Raw genomic sequence first — 23,284 nt, forward strand, 5'->3', positions numbered from 1 at the left:
ACTATTTTTATTGTAGGTCATGTGACCAAAGAAGGATCATTAGCTGGTCCTAGAATGCTAGAACATATGGTAGATACGGTTCTTTATTTTGAGGGCGAAAGACATCATACGTTTAGAATTTTAAGAGCTGTTAAAAATCGTTTTGGTTCAACTAATGAGATTGGTATTTTTGAAATGCGACAAGAAGGTTTGGTAGAGGTTAAAAATCCTTCAGAAGCCTTTTTAGAAGAACGGTTAGATGGTGCGACAGGTTCTGCTATTGTTTGTTCAATGGAAGGAACACGTCCCATTTTAGCGGAGATTCAAGCGTTAATTACGCCATCTGTATTTGGTAATGCTAACCGAACTGCTTCCGGTCTTGATCGTCATCGTTTGTCCTTAATTATGGCAGTATTAGAAAAAAGAGCAGGTTTATTGCTACAGAATCAAGATGCTTATTTAAAAGCTGCTGGTGGTGTGAAGTTAGATGAACCCGCTATTGATTTAGCAATTGCGGTTAGTATTGCTTCAAGTTATAACGATAAAGGAACATCTCCTGATGAGTGCTTTATTGGAGAAATTGGTTTAACTGGAGAAGTCAGACGAGTTAATAGAATTGATCAACGGGTATCAGAAGCTAAGAAACTTGGCTTTAAAAAAATATATGTTCCTAAGAATAATTTGCAAGGTTGGAAAGTACCGACTGGAATCGAAGTAGTAGGTGTGTCAACGGTCTCTGAAACTTTAAGGCAAGTATTCAAATAGGAAAGGAGGAAAGTATTTATGCAAAAAAAGATTTTTAATATAATAATGGCAATTATTGGTTTTAGTCTAGGCGCAACCTTAATGCCACTAGTGTGGACGATATTTAATTTGAGTAGTAATCAGTGGTTAAACAATGAAGTAACGAACGGCTTGATTGGTGCAATTATTTTTATTATTATTTCTATTTTTACCTTTCGTTACGTGGGTCGAGCAATTCGACGAGTGGAAAAATTTATTAGTGAGCAGAGTTTACAAGATTTAGTGTTTGGAAGTATTGGGATTATTGTCGGTCTTTTATTAGGTGCTTTAGCATCTATTCCCCTATATTCCTTAAAAATAGCATTACTTAATATTTTGTTACCAGCACTTATCATGCTTGTTCTAGGATACTTTGGCTTTAGAGTAGGGACAACTAAAACAGAAGAGTGGCGTAAATTATTTGCCCCGAAAGCTAAAAAAGGAACAGAAGATGTTTTAGAGCGAAAAATTACGGATAATTTCCATAAATATAAAATTTTAGATACAAGCGTCATTATTGATGGTCGTATTTATGATGTAGCTAAAACAGGATTTATTGAAGGAACATTATTGATTCCTAAATTTGTTCTTTATGAATTACAATACATTGCTGATTCAGGGGATAGTTTAAAACGAGTTCGTGGACGTCGTGGGCTAGATATTTTAAACGCTCTTCAAAAAGAAGAAAATATTTCTGTTGAGATGTATGAAGGTGATTTTGAAGACATTCAAGAAGTTGATAGTAAGTTAATCAAGTTGGCAAAAATGCTAGACGGTATTGTTGTGACAAATGATTATAATTTAAATAAAGTAAGTGAATTTCAAAATGTACCAGTTTTTAATATTAATGCGTTAGCTAATGCGATTAAACCAGTTGTTATTCCAGGTGAGACGATGGACGTTTTAGTAATGAAAGATGGAACAGAGCGTGAGCAGGGAGTTGCTTATTTAGATGATGGAACAATGGTAGTTGTTGAAGATGGCAAACACTTTATGAATAAACGAATCAACGTGATTGTAACAAGTGCACTACAAACAGCAGCCGGTAGGATGATTTTTGCTAAACCATCTCACTCTCAGACAACAATAAAGAATTAAATAAAAGAAACTAATCTAATCTGTGCCTTTACTATTTGTTAAAATGAGGGTAAAATTTAAGTATTACAGGCATGTACTGAATATGACATAAGGAAGGTAATATCATGACAAAAAAAGTTCGTGTAAGATACGCACCAAGTCCAACTGGACATTTACACATTGGTAACGCTAGAACAGCATTATTTAACTATTTATACGCAAGACACCACGATGGAGATTTTGTAATTCGTATTGAAGATACAGACCAAAAACGTAACATCGAAGACGGCGAAAAAAGCCAATTAGAAAACTTAGAATGGTTAAATATTGACTGGGATGAGTCTCCAAGTAATCCAGGAAAATATGGTCCTTACCGTCAGTCTGAAAGAAAAGAAATCTATTTACCTCTTGTGGATCAGTTACTAGCAAGCAATCTAGCTTATAAATGTTACTGTACAGAAGAAGAATTAGAAGAAGAACGTGAAGCACAAAAAGCTCGTGGCGAAATTCCTCGTTACAACGGAAAATGTGCTAATCTTTCAGTAGAAGAACAAGTAGCAAAAGAAGCAGCAGGTATTACACCAGTTGTTCGTTTCCGTGTACCAAAAAACAAATCATATAGCTTTGAAGATATGGTTAAAGGAAATATTACCTTTGAATCTGACAGTGTTGGTGGCGATTTTGTTATTTTAAAACGCGACGGTATGCCAACATATAACTTTGCTGTTGCTGTAGATGATTACATGATGAAAATTACACATGTTCTTCGTGGAGATGATCATATTGCAAATACACCAAAACAATTAATGATTTATGAAGCATTTGGCTGGGAAGCACCAAAATTCGGTCATATGACATTAATTATTAATTCAGAAACAGGTAAAAAATTAAGTAAACGTGATGAAACAATCCTGCAATTTATCGAACAATATCGTGATTTAGGTTATCAACCAGAAGCAATGTTCAACTTTATTAGTTTATTAGGTTGGTCACCAGTTGGCGAAGAAGAACTATTCTCTCAAGAAGAGTTAGTTAAAATCTTTGACGCGGATCGTTTAGGTAAATCTCCAGCAGCTTTTGATAATAAAAAACTTGAGTGGATTAGTAATCAATACATGAAACAAATTGACCGTAAAGAAATGGCTCAATTAGCTTTACCTTACCTAGTAGAAGCTAAATTAGTGGAAGAAAACCCATCTGAAGAAAAATTAGCATGGGTAGAAGAACTTGTTTCTTTATACCAACCACAAATGAGTTATGCTGGCGAGATAGTTGAGTTGTCAAATTTATTCTTTAATGATACATTAACGTTAAATGAAGAAGCTAAAGAAGTCTTAGCAGGCGAAACAGTGCCTCAAGTATTAGAAGCTTTTACAAAACAAATATCAGAATTAGAAGTATTTGATGTGGCCTCTATTAAAGCCTCTATTAAAGCAGTTCAAAAAGAAACAGGCGTTAAAGGAAAAAATCTTTTCATGCCAATCCGTGTGGCTGTAAGTGGTCAAATGCATGGTCCAGAGTTAGGCGAAACAATTATGCTTTTAGGTAAAGAAAAAGTATTAGATCATATTAAACAAGCAACAAACTAAATACGTAGATAAGAAAAGTAGGTAAATATGTTTAAATCAAGAGAGCTCGTGGGTGGTGAAAACGAGAATAAACTGTTTACTGAAATGCCTCTTTGAGTAGTTCTGGTGAAAACAAGTAGCTAGAAACGAGTGATAATCGTTACCTTATCAAAAGGTTAAAAGGATACGTTTCTCCTTTTGACGAATAAAAGTGGAACCGCGTGAAAACGTCTTTTAGTTAGAGATAGCTAAAAGACGTTTTTTGTTTTTTGAATTTTTTTTCCGTAAAGGTTGATATATCAAGGAAAACAGAGGTTTTGGCTATTCGTTTTTGGAATAGCCAAAGTACAAAAGGGGTGAAGTCATGGGAATAAGAGAAGATATCAAAAATGTGAGAGAGCATGATCCAGCAGCTAAATCAAATCTTGAAGTTTTTTTTACCTATCCAGGACTTCATGCTATTTGGGCACATCGACTCTCTCATTTTTTATATAACAGAAAGTGTTATTTTATTGCCCGATGTCATTCTCAATTTTGGCGGTTTATGACAGGTATTGAGATTCATCCAGGAGCTCAAATTGGCAAACGGCTTTTCATTGATCACGGCATGGGAATTGTGATTGGGGAAACAACAATCATTGAAGATGATGTCATGTTGTTTCACGGGGTGACATTAGGTGGTACAGGAAATCATTGCGGTAAAAGACATCCAACTATTCGAAAAAAAGCCATGATTTCAGCACATGCTCAAATTCTGGGCCCTGTTGAAATTGGAGAAAATGTAAAAATTGGGGCGTCATCAGTCGTGCTGCATGACATTCCTAAAAATACCACCGCTGTCGGTATTCCAGCTAAAGTAGTTAAAATAAATAATCAAGTAAAAGAAAAGGAGCACACAAGATGAAAATTTATAACACATTAACACGTTCAAAAGAAGAATTTAAAACCATTGAGCCTGGGAAAGTTCGCATGTATCTATGTGGTCCAACTGTTTATAATTATATCCACGTTGGTAACGCAAGAAGTACGTCCGCTTTTGATACTGTTCGACGTTACTTAGAGTACAAAGGATATGAAGTAAATTACGTTTCTAACTTTACAGATGTAGATGATAAAATTATTGCATCAGCCATTGAAGAAGGTGTTTCTGCAAAAGAGATTGCAGATAAATACATCGAAGCATTTAAAGAGGATACAGGAAAATTAAATATTAAACCAGCTTGCTTACATCCTCGTGTCATTGATCATATTGATGATATTATCGCCTTTGTTGAAGTTTTAATTGAAAAAGGGTATGCTTATGAGTCTCAAGGAGATGTGTACTACCGTGCTCGCCGCTTTAAAACGTATGGTGAGTTGAGCAATAAAAGTATTGATGAGTTAGAAGTTGGCGCTAGTAATCGAACAGGGGGCGAGCAAGCTAAGAAAGAAGACCCACTTGATTTTGCGTTATGGAAATCAGCTAAAGCTGGCGAAATATCATGGGAGTCTCCGTGGGGAGCAGGACGACCAGGCTGGCATATTGAGTGTTCAGTAATGGCAACAAAGCATTTAGGTGAAACCATTGATATTCATGCAGGCGGTCAAGATTTAGAGTTTCCACATCATGAAAATGAAATTGCTCAAAGTGAAGCGAAAACAGGTAAAAAGTTTGCAAACTATTGGATGCATAATGCGTATTTAACAGTAGGTGAGTCGGGAGAAAAAATGAGTAAGTCATTGAAAAATTTTGTGACAGCTCATGAGTTAATGGAAGAAGTCTCACCAGAGATTGTCCGTTTTGCATTAGCAACAACCCATTACCGTCGACCAATGCCGTTTAATGAGTTAATCCTAAAAGAAGCTGAAACGAATTTATCTCGTATTAGAGGAAGCTTAAATAATGTTTCATTCCGTTTAGAACAAGCAGAAGAAAAACTGGAAGATGATGATATTTATTTAAACGAACTAGCTCAAATTAAAACGCAATTTGAAGAGGGTATGGATGATGATTTTAATGCAGCTAATGGTATTACTGCGGTATACAGTTTAGTTAAATGGTTAAATGCTTATTTAGAAAAAAATAGTGTCTCACAAGTGGTGTTAACAAAATCCAGTGAATTATTAATGACATTAATGGCTGTTTTTGGAATTGAATTAGGTCAAAAAGAAGTGATAGACGAAACAATAGAAGCATTAATTGAAGAGAGAAATATGGCACGAAAAAATAAAGATTTTAAACGAAGTGATGAGATTCGTGATGAATTGAAAACACAAGGGATTATTTTAGAAGATACATCACAAGGAACGAGATGGAGCAGAGGCGAATGAGTGAAACCAAAGATTATTCTTTATTGAGTGGCTTAACATTAGCATATGTAGGAGATGCAATTTATGAAGTGTATATTCGTGATTTCTTGATTCGTTCAGGTCAAACACGTCCAAATCAAATGCACCGCTTAGCAACACACTATGTATCGGCTAAAGCGCAACACTTTTTAATTGAACAAATGATAGAGCAAGACTTGTTAACAGAAGAAGAACAAATGATTTATAAAAGAGGTAGAAATGCCAAAAGTCGAACGAGTGCTAAAAATACATCGATCTTTATCTATAGAGCCTCTACGGGATTTGAAGCGTTAATGGGGTATTTACATTTAACAGATCAAAAGACACGCTTAGAAGAGTTAATAGAGTGGTCTATTAAGACAATAGGAGAAAAAGATGAAAAATAAACGTGAACGAAGTAATGAAGTGAATGAGCCTGTCTCTATGGAAGATGTGGTGTTTGGTAAACATGCAACAATTGAAGCACTTCAGGCAAGACGTGGTAATAAGCTATTTATTCAAGAGGATTTAAAAAGTTTTAAAATCGAAGAATTAAAAGAATTAGCTAAAGAATTTTCAGTACCGATTGTTTGGGCACCAAAAACAAGATTAGATGAAATGACGAATAAAGAGAATCATCAAGGCATCGTTTTAAAAATAACACCTTATGAATATTTGTCATTAGAAGATTTACTAGCTAAAAGTAAAGAGAAAGAAAATCGTTTCTTTTTAATTCTAGATAGTATTATGGACCCACATAATTTAGGGTCAATTATGCGTACAGCAGATGCGGTGAATGTGGATGGCATTATTATTCCAAAACATCGTGCAGTAGGAATAACTCCTGTTGTTGTAAAAACGTCAACAGGTGCTGTAGAGCATGTACCTGTTGCAAGAGTGACCAATTTAAGTCAGACAATTAAAAAGTTAAAAGAAGATAACGTTTGGGTATTTGGAACTGATATGGAAGGGACAGACTATACAAAATGGAATGTTGCTGGAGATATTGCTCTTGTTATTGGAAATGAAGGAAAAGGCATCGGTTCCGCGCTTAAAAAGGAAATGGATGAAATGATTACTATTCCTATTGATGGCCACGTGCAAAGTCTAAATGCTGGTGTAGCTGCAGGATTATTAATGTATGAAGTCCATAGAAAAAGAAGAAATTAAGAATGGAGAAAGCCAGTGAAACGTCAGGTACTATTTGTAGACGGCTATAATATGATTGGCGCTTGGCCTATTCTTGAGCAGTTAAAAAAGCAAGACAAGCTAGCAGATGCAAGAGATACACTCTTATTTATGTTATCTAATTATGCAAAATATGAAGGAATCGAAATTATTGTGGTTTTTGATGCACAATTTGTTCCAGGTATCCAGCAAACTTACCGAGAATTTGGTGTAACAGTTATTTTTACAAAAGAAGAAGAAACCGCAGATACTTATATTGAACGTGAAGCAGCAGAAAAGATTAACCCTCTCACTCATGTTAGAGTGGCAACAAGTGATATGGCGGAGCAGTGGATTATTTTTTCAAAAGGGGCACTTAGAGTGTCTGCTAGAGAACTTTATAAAAAACTTAAGGAATCAGAAAAAAAAATTTTAGCTGATGCAGAGGATTATAAATTTCAGGACTATCGCCGCAATAGCCCATGGTCTGGGGATCAGTTAGAAAGATTACAAAAGGTATTTAATGAACTAAATAATGACTAAACACAAATTTGAACGTATGTTCTCTTTTGTGTTTTTTTATTTAATGGTACTATTTTTGAAACGGGAAGAGAAAACGGTTTCTTTAGGGGTAAAGGGGAAAATTATGTATAGTAAAAATGATGTTGTATTGTCGCGTGCGAAGTTTGGTTGTAGTGAGTCGTTTGCTGAAGTATTTGAAATGTATGTCCCTATAGTATTAAAACAAAGAAATGCTTATTATTTAAAAGGTTATGATTTAGATGATTGGCTACAAGAAGGTCGAATGGTCTGTTACGCATCAATGCAAACGTTTAATTTAACTCAAGACATTACGTTTGGTTTGTTCTTCAAAATAAATTTTAAACGACGTGTTATTACTCTGTTGAGACATCAGGAAGCTAAAAAACGTCAAATTGATCGTCACACAGAATCTCTAGATGCGCAAGTTGAACGATTAGGAGACAATTTTAGTGAATATAACGAAGATTCTCGAGCAGGTACAAGTATTCAATATATCTTTGTTAGAGACAAATTAGAGGATTTTTCAGAACAGTTATCAAAGTTTGAAAATCAAATTTATGAGTATCTTTTAGATGAAAAGAGCTTTGAAGAGATAGCAGAGTTAATGGACGTCCCTGAAACAAAAGTAAAAGCAGGATATAACCGATTGAAGATGAAGATAAAGAAACATCTTTCAGAATAAAAATAAAAAAATGTCTGACACTGTTCAAATAACGAATTTAATGAAACATAAGTATCAAATTAAATTTGTGAAAAACTATTGCTAAAATAACATTATTATGATAAAATTTGAAGTTTTTTATCAATTATGTTACAATGGTAGTTGAGGTGAGTTGAATGGCAGCGAGTATTTTAACGATAAAAGAAGAATTGGAAAATAAAATCGGTAGTCGAATTACTTTAGTCGCTCAGACTGGAAGAAAGCGACAAACAGAACGTAGCGGAATTTTAACCGAAACATATCCGTCTGTATTTATTGTCAATTTAGATCAAGACGAGAATGCATTTGAGCGAGTATCATACAGCTATACTGATATTTTAACTCGCGCAGTTGAAGTTCAATTTACAGATGATTTAGAAAACGATATAATTGGATAATACAATGAAGCCTAATAGAAATATTATGGCTTTTTTATTTTGAGAGGGAGGTTGATTGATGTGACAAAAGTTTTATTTGTATGCTTAGGAAATATTTGCCGCTCAACAATGGCAGAAGCTGTATTTAGAGACAAGGTTGAAAAAGCAGGACTGTCTGCTGACATTCAAATTTCTTCTGCTGCGACGGGAAGTTGGAATTTAGGAGATGCGCCACACAAAGGAACGGCTGAATTATTAGATAGTAAAGGAATTAGTTATAAGGGGATATATTCAACAAAAATTACAGATGAAGAGTTTGAAGAATATGACTACATTATTGGAATGGATGAAAGTAATTTAGTTAATTTAAAAAAATTATCACCTAATCCAGTGTTTAATAGTAAGATACATTTACTGCTTTCTGAAAGTATTGGTGAAGAAAGAACAGAAGTGCCCGATCCTTATTATACAGGGGACTTCAACTTAACCTATAAGTTAGTAGATATGGGAACTGATAAATGGTTAAATAAAATTAGAGAAGAACTAAAAAAAGGTTAGAAGCATGATGCTCCTAACCTTTTTGTTTGCTTATTTTTTTGATTCAGTTGTTTCTTTTTTTTCTGATTTTTTGCTATCGTCTTTTTTGTTATCTTTCTTTTCTTCTTTTTGAGGTAAGTAAGGAGTTAAGATATCTTTGAACGCTTCATCAGTAATTTTGATGTTAGCTTTATCTAATTCTTCACCAACGATTTTTTGTTGGAAAGTAGGATCTTGCATTTTAGTTTGTTCTGTAATTTCTTTTAATTCTTTTTCATATTTCTTGTAATCATTACCTTTTTTAACGTTTTTAACCATCTTCACGATGTAGAAACTATCAGCACCTGTTTGCATGTTTTGAGCAGTAATTACACCAGATGTTTTACCATCTTCAAGTTTGTAAGCTTCTTCTTTAACTTGTTCAGGAACCATAACGTTCTCTGGTTTTGTTTTCATAGTAGAATCAAATGTTAATTTACCGCCATCTTTTTTAGTTGCTTCATCTTTAGATTGTTCTTTAGCAACTTTAGTAAAGTCAGTACCATCATTAACTTGTTTTAATGCTTTTTCAGCATCTTCTTTAGAGTCAAATAAGGCAATTTGAGTATCTACAGCTGGATGATATGTTTTCCAAGTTTCTTTTAAGTCGTTATCAGTAATTTTTAAGTTAGATTTTAACATTTGTTGGAAGGCTAATTGACCTTTAATTGATTCTTTGTAAGTTTTAACATCCATGTTATTTTGTTTTAGAACATCTTCAAATTGTTTTTTGCCACCTTGTTGTTCTTCCATTTTTTTGAATTCTTTATCAACATCTTCTTGTTTAACATCTTTACCATAAGCATTTTCAGTAACTTTACCGATAATCATGTTAGTTAAAGCATCTGCTGTTTGAGGGTTCTTCTTAAGTTCAGTGTAAAAATCGTCCTCAGTGATTTTTCCACCTTTCATTGTTGCTACATCTTTACCGCCTGAACATCCAGCAAGGGTTAAAATTCCTAATAAAGAAACCGCTGCTAATTTAAGTGACTTGTTTTTCATCTTATTTGCACATCCTATTCTTCATAATTAATATAATTTTACATAATTGCACCACGAATAATACTATATCATACTATTCTTTCAAAAAATACAAAATTCAAAAAAATTTCATATAATAAACATAAGTGTGAACCTATTATACGAATAAACTGTATTTTATCTTATTCATTGATACTGTTTGAAAAATCAGTGATTTCGGTTTCAATTTTTGCAAGTTGGTTTTTGATGTCTTCTAACCGATATTTTGATTTGAATTTGAAGCGTGCAATACTTTTTTCAGTGCCATCAATAAACTCAGGAATTAGTGTTTCAGTCAAACTTTGTAGTTGTCTGGTGTTCACTTGTACATCATCAGCGCTTGTTTTGATATCCATGATTAATTGAAGCGTATCATCAATCTCATCTTGAATTTTTTTGCGTGTGTCTTTGCCTGATCTGGGTGCTAAAAGTAAAGCAGCAGAACCACCAACAATTCCACCAATTAGTAAACCTTTAACAAATTTTTTACCAGAAAATTTCTTTTTAGTCATTTACGATATTCTCCTTAATTGTATTTGCTATACGTGTCATTTCTTCTGTAGTGTATTGACTGCCATTATCAGCAAAAGTCATTGAAAAATCATCTTCTTTACTGTATCTCGGAATCAAATGAATGTGAGAGTGAAAGACAGATTGATAAGCGAGTTCTTTATTGTTATTGACTAAATTTAGTCCTTCCATATCTGGAAAACTTTTCTCTAAAGCACGAGCTATTTTAGGTACTTTTGAAAATAAAGTAGCTGCTAATTTTTCATCATACTCAAAAATATCTGATACATGCTGTTTAGGAATGATAAGCGTATGTCCTTTTGTTGTTTGTGTGATGTCTAAAAATGCATAAACGTCGTCATCCTCATATACTGTGTAGCTTGGAATGTCACGATTGATTATTTTGCAAAAAATACAGTCTGTCATTGAAAAGCCCTCCTTTAATTATAAAACAACCTTACCATAAAAGGATTTGAAATTGAATGGAATAATAGTCAAAATTTGGATTTAGTGATAGAAAGTTGTGCTATAATTTATCTAGACTAAAATGGAGGATTTATACATGAGTTTAAAAATAGAACATTTAACTGGGGGATATGGACATATTCCGGTTTTAAAAGATATTAATTTTGAAGTGGATTCTGGTGAAATTGTCGGTTTAATAGGATTAAACGGTGCAGGTAAGAGTACGACAATAAAACACATTGTTGGTTTATTAACAGAACAAAAGGGTAAAATAACAGTAGATGATAAAACACTAAAAGAAGCACCAGAAGAGTACCGAAAAACAATAGGTTATATTCCTGAGACACCGATTCTTTATGATGAATTAACCTTGAGAGAACATATTGAAATTACAGCAATGGCATATGATATTCCTATGGATGAAGCGATGACGCGTGCGGATAAACTGCTAAAAACGTTTCGTTTGGAAAATAAATTAGAGTGGTTTCCTGCTCATTTTTCAAAAGGGATGAAACAAAAAGTCATGGTGATGTGTGCCTTTTTAACAAATCCAAGCCTTTTTATTATTGATGAACCATTTCTTGGCTTAGATCCTTTAGCAATCAATGCGTTACTTGAATTAATGAATGAGATGAAAAATCAAGGGTCTGCAATTTTGATGTCAACGCACATCTTAGCCACAGCTGAAATATATTGTGATCGATTTGTTGTTCTTCATGAAGGAGAAGTGCGAGCAATAGGTTCAATGAATGATTTGAGAAAAGAATTTAATTTACCAGATTCTTCTTTAGATGATATTTATATTTCCTTAACGAAAGAAGAGGAGGTTTAAAGATGAACCTTTTTTATAAAAATCGGTTAGCCTTGCATCAAAAACACATGATGCGTTATATGAAATACGTACTAAATGACCATTTTTTATTAGTTATGATAGTTGCTATGGGTGGCTTTGCTTTATATTATTCTGAATTTGTTAAGCAGTTAGATCAAACCTTTATCTATGGTCGATTATTTGTCATTCTTTTATGGTTTTTAATTTTATTTGTTGGTAAAGTTGCGACGTTACTAAAAGAGCCAGACATGATATTTTTACTTCCAAAAGAGCGTCAAATGACAAGTTACATGAAAAAAGCGTATCAACATTCTATTTGGTTACCATTAATAGTTATAACATTAACGGTAGGGATTACGATGCCGTTACTTGTTGCGACAACACCGCTAGGTTTTAATGATTTTTACCCATTGGTGTTAAATCTATGGTTATTAAAATTAGGGTATTTGATGATTCAATTACAAAAAGTGTACTTGAATACTGAAAGTAGCACACGTTTACAATTAATCATTTTTGTTATTAGTAGTTTTTTGAGCATTTCCTTGAATTTGTATTTCAATCCTTGGAGTGGTATTATTATTTCCTTATTATTTGTTGCGTTTAGCTCTTTTAAGAGTAAAGATTCATTAGGGAAAAATCCTCTTGATTGGGAAAAAGCCATTGCATTTGAGAGAAAAAGATTGAAGAAAATTTATTCTTTCATTAATTTGTTTACAGATGTTCCTGGACTTTCAAGTGATGTGAAACGACGTACTTACATGGATCCTTTGCTTAAAAGAATCAAAAAAGAGCAGGGGCAAACTTTCACGTATTTATATAGTAGAGTGTTTCTTAGAGGAACAGAGTTTAGTGGACTAGCTATTAGATTAACCGTTATTGGTTCGTTGTTTTTATTTTTTAGTGATCAGCTGATTTTAAATGGTATTATTAGTGTCTTATTTATTTACTTAATTGGTTTTCAGTTATTGCCGATTTATAGTGAATTTGATTACATGTTAATGACTCATTTATATCCTGTTAAAAGAGAACAGAAAGTTAGAGCCGTAGAAAAATTAATACAAATCGTTTTAAGTGTCACAATAGCTATATTTAGTGTTCTTCTATTGATACGACTACAAGATAAAGTAGGTGCATTAATGATTATTGGAATGATGCTAATTGAAGGTATCGTTTTCACAAAGATGTACGCACCAAAACGGTTAAAAAAATTAGAGAAATCGTTGATTTAAAAAGAAACTAGCAACATAATATGATATACTAATCTTCGATTCCTAAAAATAGGATAGATGCTTTTTTGTAACTTAGTTTAGTTTGGATGGGGAGACGACATAAAATGTTTAAATTTGATAAAAATTGGAATCTCCAACCAATTAAAGGAGATACCGGAAAAGCATATAAAGGGATTCGAGATAGTGAGAGAGTTTTTATAAAAAGAAATTCAACGCCTTTTTTAGCCGCTCTTTCAAGAGAAGGCTTAACACCCAAGTTGTTGTGGACAAAGCGAACAGGTGATGGAGATGTTTTAACGGCTCAAGAATGGCTTGAAGGACGACAGTTAACACCTGAGGAAATGGGTGAAAGTACGGAAGTTATTCGGATATTGCAGCATTTGCATGAGTCTGAGTCATTAAAATCAATGCTTCAGAGAATGGATGGTCGTGAAAAGTCAGCCTTTGATTTTTTAAGTGATTATGCGTCTGATTTACCAGACAATTTAAAAAATAATTTATATCTTATGCGTGTGTTTCGCTATTTAGAAGACCATTTACCTTCATTTCATCCAGTGTATTATACAGCGTGCCATGGGGATGCAATTCATAATAATTGGTTAGTATCGTTAGAAAATGAAGTTTTTTTAGTTGATTGGGACTACTCAGTGCTAGCTGATCCTGCTCTAGATATTGGAACAATCCTTGGTCACTATGTAGATTCAAGTTTTTGGTCCTATTGGGTGGAAGAGTATGGCGTAGAGCCTGAGGATAATTTGATGGACCGAATTTATTGGTATGCGGGTATTAATTTGCTATTACAAATCAAGCGATGTTATTTAAGATATGAAAGAGAGCAGATGAACAGTCATATTGCTCAGCTTAAAAAAATATATAAATATTAAAATTTAGAGCTCTTTGGCTAGTTACCAAAGGGCTTTTTAAGAGAAAGGGAAAAAATATGAGATTAAGAAACAAACCAGGAGCTAAAGAAACTATTTTAGATCACCCAGAGTATATTTTAACGGATGCTAGTGACTGGAAAGGTAATTGGCATAAACGATTTGCAAAAAAACAACCACTTCATATTGAAGTTGGTAGTGGTAAGGGACAATTTATTGTTGAGATGGCTAAAGCACATCCAGAGATAAATTATATTGGAATTGAGCTGCAAACGAATGCGATTATCTCGATTTTAGAGAAACAATTGGAAGAGAAACTACCTAATTTACAATTATTGCTTGTAAATGGTGCAGATTTAACCGATTATTTTGCTGATAGCGAAGTAGATTTGGTTTATTTGAATTTTTCAGACCCATGGCCAAAAACGAGACATGAAAAAAGACGTTTAACGTATCATACCTTTTTAAAGACATATGAAACAATTTCTAAACCTCAAGCAGAGCTTCATTTTAAAACAGATAATCAAGGCCTTTTTGAATATTCGTTAGCAAGTGTGACTTGGTACGGTATGACGTTAAAACAAGTGTGGCTTGATTTACATCATAGTGATTATGAAGGCAACATTATGACAGAATATGAAGAAAAATTCTCTGATAGAGGACAACGAATTTATCGTTTAGAAGCTACCTTTCATGGTAAGGACAAAGCAAATTAAGCTTTGTCCTTTTTATATTCTCGAATGGTAGGTGGCTCATAATTTTCAATGACATATTGAATATCATCTAGTGAATCAGAAAAAAGAATTTTACTTCTATCTTCTTGCGTTAAAAAATGGTTAGCAACCATCTGATCAAAAAAATTAGCAAGTAAATCATAATATCCGTTAACATTATAAAAAATACATGGATTTTGATGTTCACCAATTCTTCCCCATGAAATAACTTCGGAAATTTCTTCAAGAGTCCCTGGACCACCAGGAAGGGCGATATAGGCGTCAGATAGTTCAATCATTTTTCTTTTTCTTTCATGCATGTCAGATACGATAATTAACTCATCTAATCCTTTATGCGATAATTCACGTTGCTCTAAAAAAGTAGGCATAACGCCAGTGACATGTCTGCCACCTTGAATAACAGTATCTGCAATGAGCCCCATTAAGCCAACATCACCCCCACCATAAACAAGGTCATACTTATTTTTTACCATCCATTGCCCAATTTCAATCGTTTTATCTTGATAAATTTTTTTGTTCCCTGCGCTTGCACCACAATATATAGCTATTTTTTTCATTTTATACCTCCTGAGATACAATATATGATAACGTACACGAATAAAGTTATTAAATTAATTTAGCTTGAAAAGTTAATTAAATTAATTCATATCGATATAAACGGAACGTTTTGACGATATAAGTTTAATAAATAGTTGAAATTCACATAAAATTCACATTTTAATAGTATAATAATTGTAGTGATTTGTATCACTAATTTTTCTCAATCTTACTTAGTTGTAAAATTAGGTAAGAACATCTTTTTTGCCACTAGTGAAAACTAGTGGTTTTTTTATATAAAAAATAGACTAAAGGAAGAACCTCTTTAGTCTATTAAAAATCATAATCTATATATATCTAAAATAGTCCCTGTATGTGCATCTGCTACGAATTCATATTGGGCTAATTCACCGTCTTCAATTCGTGAGATACCGCCTGTATAAACTTTTGATTTGATCGCAAATTTTTGCAGTGGTTCTTTTTTAAAATGAATCCAAGATCCCTCAATCGGTCCTTCTTGTAAAAAGTCTGCTTTCACTTTTTCTAAAATATCATCAGCTGATAAAGTTTTTGTTTTTTTATACCAATAAGTTAAGGCAGCACCACTAATAGCGCCAACAGCTAAACCAATGCCAACTCCTGTTGTTAAACCATGTTGATAGAACTCTTTATTATTGTTTTTATTTTTACTTTTAAGCATAATTCTACCTCCTTATGATAAATTCATTGTCACCATTGTAGCATAAAAGAGGTAAAAGAAAAAAATAAAAATGATTGTAAGAACTTTTTTCTGCTTTCTTTGAATTATGTTATAATGGGAATGTAGATGGAAAGAGGGGTGAATCTACTGTTTTAGTAGATAGATGAATGGATGATAAATTATTTAACCGAATTAAACAGTTAACAGAAATTCAAAGCACAAGTGGTTTTGAAGGAAATATGCGAGATGTCATGACAAAAGAAATGACACCTTTAGTTGATAACATCGAATACGACGGTTTAGGTGGCGTGTTTGGTATTAAAAAAAGTAAAGTAGAAGATGCGCCGCGCATTATGTTAGCCTCTCACATGGATGAAGTAGGTTTTATGTTGGCACAAATTTTAGATAATGGGCTATTTAGAGTCGTACCATTAGGTGGATGGAATCCTTACGTGGTATCAGCCCAACGATTTACCTTACAAACTAAAAAAGGCAATTACCCAGTGATTTCTTCTTCTGTCCCACCACATTTGTTACGTGGTACAGATGGCCAAAGTAAAGTTGATGTGGCTGATATTTTATTTGATGCAGGTTTTGTCTCAAAAGAAGAAGCAGAAAGCTTTGGCGTTAGACCAGGAGATTCGATTGTTCCTGATGTTGAAACAATAAAAACAGCCAACGGTAAACGAATCATTAGTAAAGCATGGGATAACCGTTATGGTTGTACCTTAGTGTTGGATGTATTAGAAGAATTAAAAGATAAAGAGTTACCAAATACATTGATTGCAGGAGCAAACGTTCAAGAAGAAGTTGGTTTACGCGGGGCTAAGGTATCTACGAATAAATTTAAACCTGATTTATTCTTTGCAGTAGACTGTTCACCGGCCAATGATTTAGATGGTAAAAAAGATGCAAACGGTCGCTTAGATGGTGGTTTCTTATTACGTATTTTTGACCCAGGAATGATTATGTTAGGCCGCATGCGTGAGTATATAGTAGAAACAGCAGATGCTCATGAAATTCCGTACCAAAATTTTGTTTCAAAAGGTGGAACAGATGCGGGTGCTGCTCATTTAGCTAATGATGGTGTCCCAAGTGCGGTTATCGGCGTACCAGGACGATATATTCATACACATCAAACGATGTTTAGTGTGAAAGATTATGAAGCGGCTAAAGCCATGGTTATGGCATTATTAACATCATTAGACCGTGAAACAGTGAATTCAATTATATACGGAAAGTAGGGATAAAAATGCTTATACCAACATCATTAGAGGAAATCGCAAATGTTATCGAAACCAAAAAAGCCATTCTTTTCTTTACGGCAGATTGGTGTGGTGATTGTGTCTTTATTAAACCTCACATGCCTGAAATTGAGGCAGCTTTTCCTGAGTTTGAGTTTATTCAAATTGACAGAGATGATTACATCGAACTTTGTCAAAAATGGGATGTCTTTGGTATTCCAAGTTTTATCGGTGTTGAAAATGGCAAAGAAACAGGTCGTTTTGTCAGTAAAGACCGAAAAACAAAAGATGAGATTATCGACTTTTTAAAAACATTATAGAAAGAGGATGAGCGTATGATAGAATCACAAGAGTATGATTCCATATTAGTCGGAACAGATGGTAGTGACCAAGCCAAATTGGCCTTTGAAAAAGCAATATCAGTAGCAAAAAGAAATAATGCGAAAGTAGTAGTGGCACATATTATCGAGAACAAACTTTATGGTGGAACTATGTCATTTTCAACTTTTACTCCTGACTTAGTTCAAGCAGAGTCTGACGAATCGCAAAAATTACTAGACAGCTACATTGAAGAAGCTAAAAATTTAGGGTACGACAATGTAGAAACTGTATTAGAATACGGTTCGCCAAAAGTTTTGATGGCAAAAGAATTACCTGAAAAATACAATACAGACCTAATCATGGTAGGACAATCAGGATTAAATGCCGTTGAACGTTTGGTTATGGGTAGTGTTAGTGATCATATCATTCGTACAGCTCCGTGTGATGTTTTAATTGTTCGACCAGAATAAAAATCGTGGAAAGTAAGTACTTTAAACGGTGCTTACTTTCTTTACGTAAAAGAAAGGGAATATTTGATGATTGTTAGTTATAATTTAAACGGTGTCGGTGACACATTATTGATTGCTGTAAAAGACAGTGAAGGAAAAGAAGTAACGTCTGTAAGAAAAGAAGATGTGGCTTGTGTCAGTTTGAAAGAAACTGGTGAGGTAGTTGCTTGGAATATCTTTTTGGCATCTGAAAAAATCAGTGACTTAACTGGTAATGGGCAAGTTCATTTATCTAAAAATCAAATCAATGACTTAAATGCTGAAGTTAAAAAAGCAGGTTTTAATACTGAATTTATTTTTGATGAATCACCTAAATTTGTGATCGGTTTTGTGAAAGAATGCCGCAAACATGAAGATTCAGATCATTTAAGTATCACAACGATTGAAGTAGATAATGGTGAAGAATTACAAATTGTTTGTGGGGCACCTAATATCGCACAAGGTTTGAAAGTTGTAGTTGCTAAAGTTGGCGCTATGATGCCAGACGGTATGTTGATTTGGCCAGGTGAATTACGTGGCGTTAAAAGCTTTGGCATGGTCTGCTCAGCTCGTGAACTTCAATTAGCTAACGCACCAGAGAAGAAAGGTATTTTGGAATTACCAGAATCTGCTGTTGTTGGTTCAGCATTTGATTTTACATTAGCATAAAAAACACTTAAAAAAATGAGTTAGGAAGAAAAAAGATTGTAGTTTTTTGAACTTTCTTGTAGAATGACTCTAAAGATGAAATTAATAGGAGGTAAAACGATGAGCTTTACAGATGAAACAATGAGATTTGATTTTAATGATGACAGTAAAAAAGAAGTAAGTGAAACACTTGCAATTGTTTACCTTGCTTTGCAAGAAAAAGGATATAATCCAATTAATCAAATTGTAGGCTATTTGCTATCTGGAGACCCTGCCTATATTCCCCGTTATAAAGATGCACGTAATTTAATTCGTCGTCATGAACGTGATGAAATTATGGAAGAATTAGTAAAAGATTACCTTTCTCATAACGGAATCAACGGACTATGAGAACAATGGGATTAGATGTTGGGTCAAAAACAGTGGGAGTTGCTGTGAGTGATCCATTAGGTTGGACTGCCCAAGGGATTGAGATCATTAGAATTGATGAAGAAAATGGCGTTTTCGGCATTGAACGTGTGGCTGAATTAGTCAAAGAATATCAAGTGACTCAATTTGTGGTTGGTTTACCTAAAAATATGAACAATACAATTGGCCCAAGAGCTGAGGCCTCAATGGCTTATGGTGATATGTTAATAGCTGAGTTTGATTTACCAGTTATTTATCAAGATGAACGTTTAACAACAGTTCAAGCAGAACGAATGTTAGTTGAGCAAGCTAATACATCTCGGGCAAAACGTAAAAAAGTAATTGACAAAGTAGCAGCTGTGATGATACTTCAAAATTATTTAGATAAGAAATAAAAAAGAAGCCGCTGTGGCTTCTTTTTTTTATAGTTCTTCTTCAGCTTCAAATGTGTTGAAAACTTCTTCAATCATATCCCATTCAGCTTCAGTTTCAATTTCCATTAAACGGCCTTCTGATTCGCCATCAGCTTGTTCGTAAGCGTAAGCTAATAATTCTACTTCGTCGCCTTCAGGAGTACTTGCTTCATAAAGTAATACGTAATCTTTTCCAAATTCTTCTTGTCCATCAATTGTTAAATGGATACGGAATAAGACTTCATTTCCTTCGTCATCAATTAAAGTAATTAAATCTTCAGCATCATGAATATGTTCATGGTCGTGATTACAATTTTCGTCATGTTTATGTGTGTCTGTCATTTTTCATTCCTCATTTCTTTTCGTTTAACTTCATCTCACATTATACCGAAAAAATGCAGAAAAGGCTATTAATCCTTATGTGAAATTAAAAAGGCGAACAGGTCAAAGCTTAGGTTTATCTAAAAGCAATTTTTTTTGCTTTTTCTGTATTAGCAAAATGAAGTTTGGCATATTTTTCAAGTAAAGGTAAGCCGCCTTTTTTTAAAATCTTAGCAGCAGCCTGATCGGATTTTGTGCCAGCGCCAGAAGGAACAAGAATACCAAGTTCTTTGCTAGCTTTATCTAATTCCTCTAAAAATGTTGCTCGGCAAATAATGGAAGCAGCAGCAACAGAGAGATGATACTGCTCTCCTTTTGTTTTAAAGTATAAATTTTCTGTGACCTGATTGGGCTCTTGTTTTAAATAAGAACGATAATTTTTTTCTGTTGTAAATTGATCAATTAGGATGCCATCTGGTTTTTCAGGTAGCAAATCATTTAAAAGTAAGTAAAGAGCTTGATTATGTAAAGCCACCTTCATTCGATTAACGTTATAATTAGGTTGAATATCATTGTATTTTTGAGGTGTCACAATGAGTTCTCTAAACGGGATAACTAATCGCAAATCTTTCGCAATTTTTCTGATTAGAGAATCGTTTAACATTTTAGAATCTTTAACACCAAGTTCTTTAAGTAGAGGTAATTGTTCTTTTTTGGCATATGTGGCACATACAACCACGGGACCTAAATAGCTACCGTTACCAACTTCATCACTTCCAACGACAGACCAATTAGCGAAATCTTTTGGTAAACTACTTGAAGAGCTATCTTTTTTTTGTGTAGTAGGAGTAGAAGTTCCCCATTTACTTGCTTCACTTTCGGCTGAGACTCCTTGAAATAAGACTTTTCCTGAGTTATAAGCAGTAATTGAAACACCTGGTATTTTAGCTGAGAAAACAGCATAAGGTGGTGTTTTAACTAAAGAATGTTGATATGTCGCATTCATTTCTTGGATTGTTTTTGATGAACATTTTAATGTGATTGATTGGCTCATTTTTTTGTTTCCCTTCTTTTCATGTGATTTAATTATAGCAATAAAAAAAATGAAAGCACACTCTTAAAAAAACTTCTTAATAGATTGGTGGATAAAATTGTCATTTGAAGAAAAGTCTTATATAATTAATTTAAGATACTGGGAAGTCCTTAGAGACGTGAGGAGGATAAGTCGTGGTTCAAGAAGATAAGAAAAGGTATAAAGCAAAAATTGCGGGAAATGCATTTACGATAATTGGCAATGAAAGCCACTATCACATGGATATTGTCAACGATTTAGCTAATGAACAGTTAGAGCTTATCATGGGACAATCCCCAACATTAACAAGAGAGCAGGCGTCGATTCTTTTAGCCGTTAATACGCTATCGATTCAAGTTAAGCAACAAGAACTTATTTTAGATCAACGAGACGAAATTGTTGAACTAAAAAAAGAAATAGCTAAAGTTGCTGAACTTGAGGATCGTCTAAGCAAGATTGAAGAGCGTGAAAAAGAAGCGCGTAAAGCGGTTATTACTGAAAATAGACAATTAACAGAAGACGAAATGCTCAATCATATTGAAGTTCAAAAAGTTTTAAATCAGCAAGTCAAAGAAAAAATACAAAAAAACAACAATCAGAAGAAAAAATAAATGAGTAAGTTAGGTTTGAAATTATGTTAACATTATTGATTATTATTATTTTAGCAACAAGTTTTTACGTTGGTTATCGAAGAGGATTGATGCTTCAAGCCGTTTATGGTGCGGGTTATTTGTTATCCTTTTTGGTTGCAAAAGGCTTTTATAAACCCTTAGGGAAAAAAATTGATTTACTAATACCTTATCCAGCGCCAACACCTAAAACTGAACTAGTCTTATTTGATAAAAGTTTAATTTTTGATTTAGATAAGGCTTTTTATGCTGGCTTTGCATTTGTTTTAATTCTATTTTTTGGTTGGGTTTTGACTCGATTTGTAGGAATGCTTTGTTATGGATTAACCTTTAGACCGATGCTTAAAGAAGGCAATGATTTAGCAGGCGGTTTAGTCAACTTAGGGATGACTTTAATAGGTCTAACAGTTATTTTGACATTACTAGCGATGGTTCCTCTTGATATTATCCAAAATTTATTTAAAAAGAGTAGTTTTGCAAGGTTTTTAGTTGAGTCAATGCCAATAATTTCATCTTGGTTATATGAATGGTGGATTACAAAAGTTATCCTTTAATAAGAAGTAAAGAGGCTGCTTATTTATAATCAGCCTCTTGTTTAATAGTGTAGAAGGAAAAGATTAAGGAGTACAAAATGAATAAAAAAATATTACAAACCTTAGAGTTTGATAAAGTGAAACAAATGTTATCAGAACATATTGTTACTAAATTAGGTGAAGAACACATTCAAAATCTGACACCCGTCAATAATTTTGAAAAAATTGAAGAAGATTTACTTGAAACAAGTGATGCCTTTAATATTTTAAGATTAAGAGGAGGGATTCCAATTCCTGTTCTTGAAAATATTAAACCACATATGAAACGTATTGAAATTGGAGCTATGCTAAATGGTGTCGAACTAGCGCAAGTGGGTCGAGTTTTACGCACGGTGACAGAACTTCAAAACTTTTTTGATGATTTAAAAGAAGCAGAGATTGAGTTAGAGCGTTTATATGAATGGAATGAAAAAATGATTGCTCTACCTGATATTGCTAAAGCAATTCGTTTATCTATTGATGAGGACGGCCATGTGACGGATGAAGCATCAAGTGAGTTAAAAGGAATTCGACAAAGTATTAGACGTTCTGAGCAAGGTATTAGAGAGCAGTTGGATAGTATTTTGCGAGGAAATAATAGCAAATACTTAAGTGATACAATTGTGACTATGCGAAATGACCGTTACGTTATTCCTGTTAAAAGTGAGTATCGTGGGCAATTTGGTGGGGTTGTTCATGACCAAAGTGCGTCAGGGCAAACCGTATTTGTTGAGCCAAGACAAGTGGTTGAACTAAATAATAAATTAAGACAGCATCAAATCGCAGAACGAAAAGAGATTGAACGGATTTTAGCAGTTCTATCCAACGAATTAGCACCATTTCGTCAAGAGATTTTACAAAATGCTTTTGTTTTAGGAAAACTAGATTTTATTAACAGTAAGGCTTCTTTTGGGAAACGTATTAAAGGAATTGTACCGACTTTAAGTCATGAAAAACATGTTGACTTAAAACAAGCAAGACATCCACTGATTGATGAAAAAAAAGTTGTTCCAAATGACATTGTAATTGGTGAAGAGTATCAGGCAATTGTGATTACTGGACCAAACACTGGTGGTAAGACAATTACCTTAAAAACACTAGGACTTTTACAATTAATGGGGCAATCTGGATTACCGATACCAGCTCATGAGGACAGTGTGATTGGTGTCTTCTCTGAAGTTTA

31 protein-coding genes and 1 other annotated feature are annotated in these 23,284 nt (G+C 33.7%); of the genes, 24 read left to right on the top strand and 7 right to left on the bottom strand.

The window, feature by feature from the left end; all coding sequences use genetic code 11:
- From RR554_RS04135 to RR554_RS04185, 11 genes are all read left to right on the top strand, one after another.
- On the top strand, positions 1–744 hold a 744-nt coding region (locus RR554_RS04135; RefSeq protein ID WP_332467482.1), incomplete at its 5' end, for a magnesium chelatase domain-containing protein.
- Positions 745–762: 18 nt separating this feature from the next.
- Positions 763–1,860: a PIN/TRAM domain-containing protein gene (locus RR554_RS04140; protein WP_332463227.1), complete on the top strand. Its 1,098-nt coding sequence runs from the start codon at positions 763–765 to the stop codon at positions 1,858–1,860.
- Positions 1,861–1,964: 104 nt separating this feature from the next.
- A complete protein-coding gene (gene gltX / locus RR554_RS04145; RefSeq protein ID WP_332463228.1) occupies positions 1,965–3,428 on the top strand; it encodes a glutamate--tRNA ligase in 1,464 nt (487 codons plus the stop codon).
- Positions 3,425–3,645, top strand: a binding site (T-box leader). Its footprint overlaps the gene before it by 4 nt.
- 126 nt (positions 3,646–3,771) lie before the next feature.
- Positions 3,772–4,311 carry a serine O-acetyltransferase EpsC gene (gene epsC / locus RR554_RS04150; protein WP_332467483.1) on the top strand — a complete coding sequence of 180 codons (540 nt, stop codon included), beginning with the start codon at positions 3,772–3,774 and terminating at the stop codon, positions 4,309–4,311.
- Positions 4,308–5,717, top strand: coding sequence for a cysteine--tRNA ligase (cysS, locus tag RR554_RS04155; RefSeq protein WP_332467484.1), 1,410 nt, complete (start codon positions 4,308–4,310; stop codon positions 5,715–5,717). The genes epsC and cysS overlap by 4 nt, the downstream gene beginning before the upstream one ends.
- Entirely contained in the window at positions 5,714–6,121 is a 408-nt protein-coding gene (locus RR554_RS04160) for a Mini-ribonuclease 3 (protein ID WP_332467485.1), read from the top strand. Before cysS ends, RR554_RS04160 begins: the two co-directional genes overlap by 4 nt.
- Positions 6,111–6,884 carry a 23S rRNA (guanosine(2251)-2'-O)-methyltransferase RlmB gene (gene rlmB / locus RR554_RS04165; protein WP_332467486.1) on the top strand — a complete coding sequence of 258 codons (774 nt, stop codon included), beginning with the start codon at positions 6,111–6,113 and terminating at the stop codon, positions 6,882–6,884. Before RR554_RS04160 ends, rlmB begins: the two co-directional genes overlap by 11 nt.
- A 15-nt stretch (positions 6,885–6,899) precedes the next feature.
- A complete protein-coding gene (locus tag RR554_RS04170) occupies positions 6,900–7,424 on the top strand; it encodes an NYN domain-containing protein (RefSeq protein WP_332463233.1) in 525 nt (174 codons plus the stop codon).
- Positions 7,417–8,106 carry a sigma-70 family RNA polymerase sigma factor gene (locus RR554_RS04175; RefSeq protein ID WP_332467487.1) on the top strand — a complete coding sequence of 230 codons (690 nt, stop codon included), beginning with the start codon at positions 7,417–7,419 and terminating at the stop codon, positions 8,104–8,106. Before RR554_RS04170 ends, RR554_RS04175 begins: the two co-directional genes overlap by 8 nt.
- 155 nt (positions 8,107–8,261) lie before the next feature.
- Positions 8,262–8,522, top strand: coding sequence for a Veg family protein (locus tag RR554_RS04180; protein ID WP_332463235.1), 261 nt, complete (start codon positions 8,262–8,264; stop codon positions 8,520–8,522).
- A 60-nt stretch (positions 8,523–8,582) separates the two neighbouring features.
- Positions 8,583–9,059, top strand: coding sequence for a low molecular weight protein-tyrosine-phosphatase (locus RR554_RS04185; protein ID WP_332467488.1), 477 nt, complete (start codon positions 8,583–8,585; stop codon positions 9,057–9,059).
- A gap of 30 nt (positions 9,060–9,089) precedes the next feature.
- On the opposite strand, the gene RR554_RS04190 is transcribed toward RR554_RS04185, so the two are convergent.
- The 3 genes from RR554_RS04190 to RR554_RS04200 all read right to left on the bottom strand — a co-directional run bounded on the left by RR554_RS04190 (position 9,090) and on the right by RR554_RS04200 (position 11,033).
- Positions 9,090–10,079 carry a peptidylprolyl isomerase gene (locus RR554_RS04190; protein WP_332467489.1) on the bottom strand — a complete coding sequence of 330 codons (990 nt, stop codon included), beginning with the start codon at positions 10,077–10,079 and terminating at the stop codon, positions 9,090–9,092.
- 161 nt (positions 10,080–10,240) lie between these two features.
- Positions 10,241–10,609, bottom strand: coding sequence for a YtxH domain-containing protein (locus tag RR554_RS04195; RefSeq protein WP_332467490.1), 369 nt, complete (start codon positions 10,607–10,609; stop codon positions 10,241–10,243).
- Positions 10,602–11,033, bottom strand: a complete 432-nt coding sequence (locus RR554_RS04200; protein WP_332463239.1) for an HIT family protein — start codon at positions 11,031–11,033, stop codon at positions 10,602–10,604. Before RR554_RS04200 ends, RR554_RS04195 begins: the two co-directional genes overlap by 8 nt.
- A gap of 136 nt (positions 11,034–11,169) precedes the next feature.
- Here RR554_RS04200 and RR554_RS04205 point away from each other — a divergent pair, with 136 nt between their 5' ends.
- The 4 genes from RR554_RS04205 (at position 11,170) to trmB (ending at position 14,730) form a co-directional block, all read left to right on the top strand.
- Positions 11,170–11,904 (top strand): ABC transporter ATP-binding protein, encoded by a 735-nt coding sequence (locus RR554_RS04205; protein WP_332463240.1) that lies wholly within the window; start codon positions 11,170–11,172, stop codon positions 11,902–11,904.
- A gap of 2 nt (positions 11,905–11,906) precedes the next feature.
- The gene (locus RR554_RS04210) at positions 11,907–13,133 is read left to right on the top strand and encodes an ABC transporter permease (RefSeq protein WP_332463241.1); all 1,227 of its coding nucleotides are present in this window, start codon (positions 11,907–11,909) and stop codon (positions 13,131–13,133) included.
- A gap of 104 nt (positions 13,134–13,237) precedes the next feature.
- The gene (locus RR554_RS04215; RefSeq protein ID WP_332463242.1) at positions 13,238–14,017 is read left to right on the top strand and encodes a phosphotransferase family protein; all 780 of its coding nucleotides are present in this window, start codon (positions 13,238–13,240) and stop codon (positions 14,015–14,017) included.
- A 56-nt stretch (positions 14,018–14,073) separates the two neighbouring features.
- On the top strand, positions 14,074–14,730 hold the full coding sequence (gene trmB / locus RR554_RS04220; RefSeq protein ID WP_332463243.1) for a tRNA (guanosine(46)-N7)-methyltransferase TrmB: 657 nt from the start codon (positions 14,074–14,076) through the stop codon (positions 14,728–14,730).
- On the opposite strand, the gene RR554_RS04225 is transcribed toward trmB, so the two are convergent.
- Together RR554_RS04225 and RR554_RS04230 are read right to left on the bottom strand one after the other, a co-directional pair.
- On the bottom strand, positions 14,727–15,305 hold the full coding sequence (locus tag RR554_RS04225) for a TIGR00730 family Rossman fold protein (RefSeq protein ID WP_332463244.1): 579 nt from the start codon (positions 15,303–15,305) through the stop codon (positions 14,727–14,729). The genes trmB and RR554_RS04225 overlap by 4 nt on opposite strands.
- 320 nt (positions 15,306–15,625) lie before the next feature.
- Positions 15,626–15,985, bottom strand: a complete 360-nt coding sequence (locus RR554_RS04230; RefSeq protein ID WP_332463245.1) for a PepSY domain-containing protein — start codon at positions 15,983–15,985, stop codon at positions 15,626–15,628.
- Between the two features lie 167 nt (positions 15,986–16,152).
- On the opposite strand from RR554_RS04230, the gene pepA reads away from it, so the two are divergent.
- From pepA to ruvX, 6 genes are all read left to right on the top strand, one after another.
- On the top strand, positions 16,153–17,229 hold the full coding sequence (pepA, locus tag RR554_RS04235; RefSeq protein ID WP_332463246.1) for a glutamyl aminopeptidase: 1,077 nt from the start codon (positions 16,153–16,155) through the stop codon (positions 17,227–17,229).
- Positions 17,230–17,237: 8 nt separating this feature from the next.
- A complete protein-coding gene (locus tag RR554_RS04240; RefSeq protein WP_332463247.1) occupies positions 17,238–17,549 on the top strand; it encodes a thioredoxin family protein in 312 nt (103 codons plus the stop codon).
- Positions 17,550–17,567: 18 nt separating this feature from the next.
- Positions 17,568–18,020: a universal stress protein gene (locus RR554_RS04245; protein WP_332463267.1), complete on the top strand. Its 453-nt coding sequence runs from the start codon at positions 17,568–17,570 to the stop codon at positions 18,018–18,020.
- A gap of 66 nt (positions 18,021–18,086) precedes the next feature.
- On the top strand, positions 18,087–18,707 hold the full coding sequence (gene ytpR, locus RR554_RS04250) for a YtpR family tRNA-binding protein (protein WP_332467491.1): 621 nt from the start codon (positions 18,087–18,089) through the stop codon (positions 18,705–18,707).
- A gap of 99 nt (positions 18,708–18,806) precedes the next feature.
- On the top strand, positions 18,807–19,076 hold the full coding sequence (locus tag RR554_RS04255) for an IreB family regulatory phosphoprotein (protein WP_332467492.1): 270 nt from the start codon (positions 18,807–18,809) through the stop codon (positions 19,074–19,076).
- The gene (gene ruvX, locus RR554_RS04260) at positions 19,073–19,489 is read left to right on the top strand and encodes a Holliday junction resolvase RuvX (protein WP_332463250.1); all 417 of its coding nucleotides are present in this window, start codon (positions 19,073–19,075) and stop codon (positions 19,487–19,489) included. The genes RR554_RS04255 and ruvX overlap by 4 nt, the downstream gene beginning before the upstream one ends.
- A 27-nt stretch (positions 19,490–19,516) precedes the next feature.
- On the opposite strand, the gene RR554_RS04265 is transcribed toward ruvX, so the two are convergent.
- Both RR554_RS04265 and rnhC read right to left on the bottom strand, forming a co-directional pair.
- Entirely contained in the window at positions 19,517–19,849 is a 333-nt protein-coding gene (locus RR554_RS04265; RefSeq protein WP_332463251.1) for a DUF1292 domain-containing protein, read from the bottom strand.
- Positions 19,850–19,964: 115 nt separating this feature from the next.
- Positions 19,965–20,882, bottom strand: a complete 918-nt coding sequence (gene rnhC / locus RR554_RS04270) for a ribonuclease HIII (RefSeq protein ID WP_332463252.1) — start codon at positions 20,880–20,882, stop codon at positions 19,965–19,967.
- A 173-nt stretch (positions 20,883–21,055) separates the two neighbouring features.
- On the opposite strand from rnhC, the gene RR554_RS04275 reads away from it, so the two are divergent.
- From RR554_RS04275 to RR554_RS04285, 3 genes are all read left to right on the top strand, one after another.
- A complete protein-coding gene (locus RR554_RS04275; protein WP_332467493.1) occupies positions 21,056–21,511 on the top strand; it encodes a cell division protein ZapA in 456 nt (151 codons plus the stop codon).
- Positions 21,512–21,534: 23 nt separating this feature from the next.
- Positions 21,535–22,083, top strand: a complete 549-nt coding sequence (locus RR554_RS04280) for a CvpA family protein (RefSeq protein ID WP_332463254.1) — start codon at positions 21,535–21,537, stop codon at positions 22,081–22,083.
- 77 nt (positions 22,084–22,160) lie between these two features.
- Positions 22,161–23,284 (top strand): endonuclease MutS2 (locus tag RR554_RS04285; protein WP_443081318.1); only part of this gene is annotated, 1,124 nt, incomplete at its 3' end.

The organism is Vagococcus sp. (genome assembly GCF_036639995.1).
Classification (GTDB): domain Bacteria; phylum Bacillota; class Bacilli; order Lactobacillales; family Vagococcaceae; genus Vagococcus.

Excerpts from the sequence above, each read along its gene's own strand:
- RR554_RS04140 (WP_332463227.1), top strand. The coding sequence starts at position 763 with ATGCAAAAAAAGATTTTTAATATAATAATGGCAATTATTGGTTTTAGT.
- gltX (WP_332463228.1), top strand. The coding sequence starts at position 1,965 with ATGACAAAAAAAGTTCGTGTAAGATACGCACCAAGTCCAACTGGACAT.
- epsC (WP_332467483.1), top strand. The coding sequence starts at position 3,772 with ATGGGAATAAGAGAAGATATCAAAAATGTGAGAGAGCATGATCCAGCA.
- cysS (WP_332467484.1), top strand. The coding sequence starts at position 4,308 with ATGAAAATTTATAACACATTAACACGTTCAAAAGAAGAATTTAAAACC.
- RR554_RS04160 (WP_332467485.1), top strand. The coding sequence starts at position 5,714 with ATGAGTGAAACCAAAGATTATTCTTTATTGAGTGGCTTAACATTAGCA.
- rlmB (WP_332467486.1), top strand. The coding sequence starts at position 6,111 with ATGAAAAATAAACGTGAACGAAGTAATGAAGTGAATGAGCCTGTCTCT.
- RR554_RS04175 (WP_332467487.1), top strand. The coding sequence starts at position 7,417 with ATGACTAAACACAAATTTGAACGTATGTTCTCTTTTGTGTTTTTTTAT.
- RR554_RS04180 (WP_332463235.1), top strand. The coding sequence starts at position 8,262 with ATGGCAGCGAGTATTTTAACGATAAAAGAAGAATTGGAAAATAAAATC.
- RR554_RS04190 (WP_332467489.1), bottom strand. The coding sequence starts at position 10,079 with ATGAAAAACAAGTCACTTAAATTAGCAGCGGTTTCTTTATTAGGAATT.
- RR554_RS04195 (WP_332467490.1), bottom strand. The coding sequence starts at position 10,609 with ATGACTAAAAAGAAATTTTCTGGTAAAAAATTTGTTAAAGGTTTACTA.
- RR554_RS04200 (WP_332463239.1), bottom strand. The coding sequence starts at position 11,033 with ATGACAGACTGTATTTTTTGCAAAATAATCAATCGTGACATTCCAAGC.
- RR554_RS04205 (WP_332463240.1), top strand. The coding sequence starts at position 11,170 with ATGAGTTTAAAAATAGAACATTTAACTGGGGGATATGGACATATTCCG.
- RR554_RS04210 (WP_332463241.1), top strand. The coding sequence starts at position 11,907 with ATGAACCTTTTTTATAAAAATCGGTTAGCCTTGCATCAAAAACACATG.
- RR554_RS04215 (WP_332463242.1), top strand. The coding sequence starts at position 13,238 with ATGTTTAAATTTGATAAAAATTGGAATCTCCAACCAATTAAAGGAGAT.
- trmB (WP_332463243.1), top strand. The coding sequence starts at position 14,074 with ATGAGATTAAGAAACAAACCAGGAGCTAAAGAAACTATTTTAGATCAC.
- RR554_RS04225 (WP_332463244.1), bottom strand. The coding sequence starts at position 15,305 with ATGAAAAAAATAGCTATATATTGTGGTGCAAGCGCAGGGAACAAAAAA.
- RR554_RS04230 (WP_332463245.1), bottom strand. The coding sequence starts at position 15,985 with ATGCTTAAAAGTAAAAATAAAAACAATAATAAAGAGTTCTATCAACAT.
- pepA (WP_332463246.1), top strand. The coding sequence starts at position 16,153 with ATGGATGATAAATTATTTAACCGAATTAAACAGTTAACAGAAATTCAA.
- RR554_RS04240 (WP_332463247.1), top strand. The coding sequence starts at position 17,238 with ATGCTTATACCAACATCATTAGAGGAAATCGCAAATGTTATCGAAACC.
- ytpR (WP_332467491.1), top strand. The coding sequence starts at position 18,087 with ATGATTGTTAGTTATAATTTAAACGGTGTCGGTGACACATTATTGATT.
- RR554_RS04255 (WP_332467492.1), top strand. The coding sequence starts at position 18,807 with ATGAGCTTTACAGATGAAACAATGAGATTTGATTTTAATGATGACAGT.
- ruvX (WP_332463250.1), top strand. The coding sequence starts at position 19,073 with ATGAGAACAATGGGATTAGATGTTGGGTCAAAAACAGTGGGAGTTGCT.
- RR554_RS04265 (WP_332463251.1), bottom strand. The coding sequence starts at position 19,849 with ATGACAGACACACATAAACATGACGAAAATTGTAATCACGACCATGAA.
- rnhC (WP_332463252.1), bottom strand. The coding sequence starts at position 20,882 with ATGAGCCAATCAATCACATTAAAATGTTCATCAAAAACAATCCAAGAA.
- RR554_RS04280 (WP_332463254.1), top strand. The coding sequence starts at position 21,535 with ATGTTAACATTATTGATTATTATTATTTTAGCAACAAGTTTTTACGTT.